The organism is uncultured Thiodictyon sp., from assembly GCF_903828115.1.
Taxonomy (GTDB): domain Bacteria; phylum Pseudomonadota; class Gammaproteobacteria; order Chromatiales; family Chromatiaceae; genus Thiodictyon.
Window position 1 is genome coordinate 1 of the sequence record NZ_CAIKKU010000311.1, and the last position, 4601, is coordinate 4601.

Genomic DNA, 4601 nt, shown 5'->3' on the forward strand with positions numbered 1-4601 from the left:
CCGACCAGGCTCACGGAATCCCCGGCGTCAGCCGATCCGGATGCTCGAACCAAGCCCCCTTTCACCTCCGATCAGTACCCCATTCCACCTTCTGTTGCATACCGACCCCAACGGGGTCGAATAGACCAGCCCAGGGCAACGCCCTGGGTTAGTTAGCGTTGTTGTTTCGGTCTAGCCCTGAAAGGGCGTGACACAACGGCGGGCTTCGTTATGTCACGCCCTTTCAGGGCTGGGTCTGTTATCCGTCATACCCAGGGCGTTGCCCTGGGCTGGTATGTCGCGCCCCTGCGGGGCTTGAGCGGCGCAAGATCAGGTGAAGTAAGGTACCAGGAGCCATCCCGATGGCCGAGGAAATCCAAAATCTTGTCTTGCTCATCCGGCGCGACACCCAGGCGCGGCTCGGCCGAATGGAGGGTGCATGATCGACCTGGAACTGCGCGAGACCGCTCAGGAGCAGCACCTTGATGGTCTGCCGACGGACAATTTCTTGGCGAAACCGCTCATGCAATCCCCAGAGAAATACCGATCAGCCGCCGGATCTCCGCGAGCTGCGCCTGGGTGACGTGCGAAGGCGTCGGGGTAATCCGCTGCTTGGAGGTGGTGGTGACGTGATGGGCCAGCGCGTAGCACGGTTTGGTGCAGCCGTTTTGGGGCGTGGGCGGGATCGCGACCGCGAGGTCGGCAATGGCAAGGTGGGCATCCCCTGCCAGGGGCACGAGGATGAGGTTCGGATAGGTGTCGTCGAACAGACCACGATCCTCGACCACGACGGCGGGGCGGCGCTTGCTGGGCTCCTTCGGCAAGGCGTCGCGCCAGTCCACCAAGACGATCTGTCCCGCGTCAAAGCTCACCGGGTTTGGCCCTCGCCGGAGGGCGTCCCCCAGTCCGAGTAAAACTCCCGGGCCTCGGCGCAGGCCTCGACATAGGCGCCGACGGTCCGGCTTTGGGCGCGGATGCGCTCGCGCCGCAGACGCTTGGCCTCAGTCGCCGCCACCTCCCGCAGATAGGTGGACAGGCCCACGCCGCGTTCCCGCGCCGCGTCTTCCAGCGTCAACTGGATGTCCTCGTCTAACCGTACTGAAATCGGATGGCCCATGGTCTTCCTCCAAAGCGGCTACTTCAGCATAGGACAGGCGCGCACGACCTGCCGGTAGCGATCCCCGTCAACCGCGCCGGCCCCGCGCGGCCACGCAGTCATGGAATCACCAGCGTCAACCCCGGCGTCAGCCGATCCGGATCGGCCAGGACGTGCCGGTTGGCCTCCCGGATCGCCCGCCAGCGGGCACCGTCACCATAGATGCGGTTGGCGATCAGGACCAGGGTATCGGCCGGCCGCACCCGGTAGACGCTGTGTGCCTCGGCCACCTGCGCGGCGGTGAACTGGGCGCGGTGCAGGGCCTGCTCCGCCTCCCGCACGGTGCGCCGCAGGCGGGCGTCGCCGCCGGCCTCGGCCCGGGTGAGTGCGTCGCGCAGGGCGGCGGCGGCAGTGGCCGACCGTGCCTGCGCCGTCTCCAGGGTGAGGGCGCCGCCCGCGGGGGCCGGGACCAGTGCACTCAGGGCCTTGAGCCGTTCGTCGAGGGCGTCGCGCTGCGTCTTCACGGCCCCCAGTTCAACGCTTAAGCTGGTCAGGCTCCCTTCGCGTTCACGCAATTGGGCGCGCAGGCCGGATTGGGCCTGTTCGGCCGCGCGCAGGCGCCCCAGCAGGTCCGCCTCGCCGCGGCGCTGGTCTTCCTGGCGTTGTTCGAGTTGGCGCTCCAGGTCCGCTTCGTGCTCGGTCTGGGCCGCGGCCGCGGTGGTGAGGTCGCGTACCTGATGCGCGGTCGCCGCCAGTTGCGCGGCGGTGTCGGCGTTCTGCTCCTGCGCGCGCCTGAGCTGGGTCTCCAGGTCGGCCTTGGCCTCGCGCAGCCGGCTGAGTTCGGCGCTCAGTCGGGCGCCCTCCTGGGTGCCCTCCGCCAGGCGCCGTTCCGCCTCCATGCGTGCCTGGTCCGCGGACTTGCGCGCCGCCGCGGACTCCTTGAGCTTGCCCTCGATGCCGCGCACCCGCTGCGTGAGGACCTCGACCTGGGTCGCCGGATCGACCGGCGGCTCGACCTGGGCCTGGACCCGCTCGGGTGCCGGGGGCGCCGTCCCCGCGGGCGGTGCGGCGGCGCCGACCGGCACCTCATCGGCCCGGGCGTCGACCGGCACCGGGGGGGTACCCGGCGCCAGGGCGAGCAGCACCAGTGCCAGGGTCAGGGTGCCCCAGCGCCGTGGGAGGCCCCGCCCGCCGCCCTGAGTCAGGCGGCGGGCGTGCCGGTGGTGCCCGGTCTCAGCCAACCGACGGCAGCCCGGCCAGGGCCATGGCGACCTCGGACTCGGCATAGACCAGGTCCTTGAGCTTGCCGCCCAGGTAATCGGTATAGGCCTGCATGTCGAAGTCACCGTGACCCGACAGCATGAAGAGGATGGTCTTGGCCTCGCCGCTCTCGCGGCACTTCTCGGCCTCCTCGATCGCCGCGCGCACCGCGTGGTTCGACTCGGGGGCCGGGATGATGCCCTCCGCCTTGGCGAACTGGATGCCGGCGGCGAAGCACTCCAACTGGTTGTAGGAGCGCGGGGAGATATAGCCGAGCTTGGCCAGGTGGCTGACCTGGGGCGCCATGCCGTGATAGCGCAGCCCGCCCGCGTGGAAGCCGGGGGGCACGAAGCTGGAGCCCAGCGTATACATCTTGCACAGGGGGGTCAGGTGGGCGGTGTCGCCGAAGTCATAGGCGAACAGGCCCTTCGTGAGGGTCGGGCAGGCGGAGGGCTCCACCGCGATGAACTCGATGTTGCCGCCCTCGCGCAGTTGCTTGCCCAGGAAAGGGAAGGCCAGCCCGGCAAAATTGCTGCCGCCGCCGGTGCAGCCGATGATCATGTCCGGGTGGGCCCCGGCCATCGCCATCTGCTCCATGGCCTCGATCCCGGTGACGGTCTGGTGCAGCAGGACATGGTTCAGTACGCTGCCGAGCGCGTACTTGGTGTCGTCGCGCTGGGCCGCCACCTCCACCGCCTCGCTGATGGCGATCCCCAGGCTGCCGGTGCTGTGCGGGTGCTCGGCCAGGATGGCGCGCCCGGAGGCCGTGGTGGTGCTGGGGCTGGCGATGCACTGGGCACCGAAGGTCTCCATGAAGGCGCGCCGGTAGGGCTTCTGGTTGTAGCTGACCTTGACCATGTAGACGATGATCTCAAGGTCGAAGAAGGACCCGGCGAGCGCGAGCGAGGAGCCCCACTGGCCGGCGCCGGTCTCGGTGGCGATGCGCTTCACGCCCTCGATCTTGTTGTAGAAGGCCTGGGGGATCGCGGTGTTGGGCTTGTGGCTGCCGGCGGGGCTCACGCCCTCGTACTTGTAATAGATTTTCGCCGGGGTGTTGAGCGCCTTCTCCAGGCGGCGGGCGCGAAAGAGCGGCGAGGGGCGCCACTGGCGATAGATCTCGCGTACCGGCTCGGGGATCGCGATCTCGCGCTCCGTGCTCATCTCCTGCTCGATCACCGCCCGCGGGAAGATCACCGCCAACTCGTCCGCCGTGATCGGCTGCTGGGTGCCGGGGTGCAGCACCGGGTCCAGCGGGACCGGCAGGTCCGCGTTGATGTTGTACCAATGCTTGGGCAGGTGTTCTTCGTCGAGCTGGTACTTGACCGTGTCGCTCATGATGCTCTCGGGCCTCGTGGGTGCAGGAGTCGGCGGCGGATGCCGGTGACTCGTCGGATCTGCCCAGTTTGCCAGGTTCTTTGCGCGCGCGCTTCAGGTCTGAGCGGGGCATACCGTGGGTCTGGCCCGCCGGTATGGGCCGCGACGCCCGCTCTGCTTCGCCGCTCAGGTCCGCTGGCCGGGTTCAGCCCCCACCCGCGGGGGGCCACTGCCGTTAAGTTAAGCGCCGCAGCCCAAGCCCCTGGAGTCCAAGGCTTCAGCCTTGGAGCGCGCCAAGGCTGAAGCCTTGGACTCCAGGCAGAGGCGACGCGGTCAGCGAGTGCGCCTTGACTTAATGGCAGTAACCCGCGGGGGCGGGTACCTCCAGTCGGCGTCGGCGCGGACTTCACCAACCTCACCTTCCGCGTCGCGGTCGACGGCACCAGCGTGTTGTCCGCGAGCTTTAACGGCGGCGGCCAACCCCTGTCGCTTGGTCGGGTCAACTTGACGATGGCTCCGATTTCGGTCACGTTTCACTTAATACTACAAAGTTGATTTGCGGACCAGGGTTGCCCTGATCCCGCAAGCGGACGCCTCCTTGACCGCCCCCCAACCCCGTGTGCCTGCCTGGGAGCTACCGATGCGCGTACCGCGACCACTGATCCTCCTGCCATTGACCCTTGCCTGCGCCACCGCGCTCCCGGTGTTGGCCAGTGACGTGACCGTCACCGGCGCCGCTGGTGCCAACGGCCGCGACGGTCATCCCGCGACGCCGGGCGGCCCTGGCCAGTCGGCCGCGGCGACCAATAAACCGGCTCCGGACCCCGCCAACTCCGCGACCGCCCTCGGCGGGCGCGGCGGCGCGGGCGGCAGCGGGGACCGGCCCGGGGCGGCGGCGGGCGCCGGCGGCGCGGGCGGCAATGCCACCGCGACGACGGTGACGACCAACGGC

The 4601-nt window shown here is 69.1% G+C and carries 4 protein-coding genes and 1 pseudogene; 1 reads left to right on the forward strand and 4 read right to left on the reverse strand.

All coding sequences use genetic code 11. From position 1 onward, the window contains the following. Positions 1-500: 500 nt before the first annotated feature. From QZY48_RS11395 to QZY48_RS11410, 4 genes are all read right to left on the reverse strand, one after another. Positions 501-851, reverse strand: a complete 351-nt coding sequence (locus tag QZY48_RS11395) for a type II toxin-antitoxin system PemK/MazF family toxin (protein WP_295430975.1) — start codon at positions 849-851, stop codon at positions 501-503. After that, entirely contained in the window at positions 848-1096 is a 249-nt protein-coding gene (locus QZY48_RS11400; RefSeq protein ID WP_295430976.1) for a hypothetical protein, read from the reverse strand. Before QZY48_RS11400 ends, QZY48_RS11395 begins: the two co-directional genes overlap by 4 nt. A 98-nt stretch (positions 1097-1194) precedes the next feature. Then, positions 1195-2316: a LysM peptidoglycan-binding domain-containing protein gene (locus tag QZY48_RS11405; RefSeq protein ID WP_295430977.1), complete on the reverse strand. Its 1122-nt coding sequence runs from the start codon at positions 2314-2316 to the stop codon at positions 1195-1197. Further along, entirely contained in the window at positions 2309-3670 is a 1362-nt protein-coding gene (locus QZY48_RS11410) for a TrpB-like pyridoxal phosphate-dependent enzyme (protein WP_295430978.1), read from the reverse strand. The genes QZY48_RS11405 and QZY48_RS11410 overlap by 8 nt, the downstream gene beginning before the upstream one ends. 619 nt (positions 3671-4289) lie before the next feature. Here QZY48_RS11410 and QZY48_RS11415 point away from each other — a divergent pair. Then, positions 4290-4601, forward strand: a pseudogene (locus QZY48_RS11415) (hypothetical protein); the annotation flags it as partial.

Excerpts from the sequence above, each read along its gene's own strand:
- QZY48_RS11400 (WP_295430976.1), bottom strand. The coding sequence starts at position 1,096 with ATGGGCCATCCGATTTCAGTACGGTTAGACGAGGACATCCAGTTGACG.
- QZY48_RS11410 (WP_295430978.1), bottom strand. The coding sequence starts at position 3,670 with ATGAGCGACACGGTCAAGTACCAGCTCGACGAAGAACACCTGCCCAAG.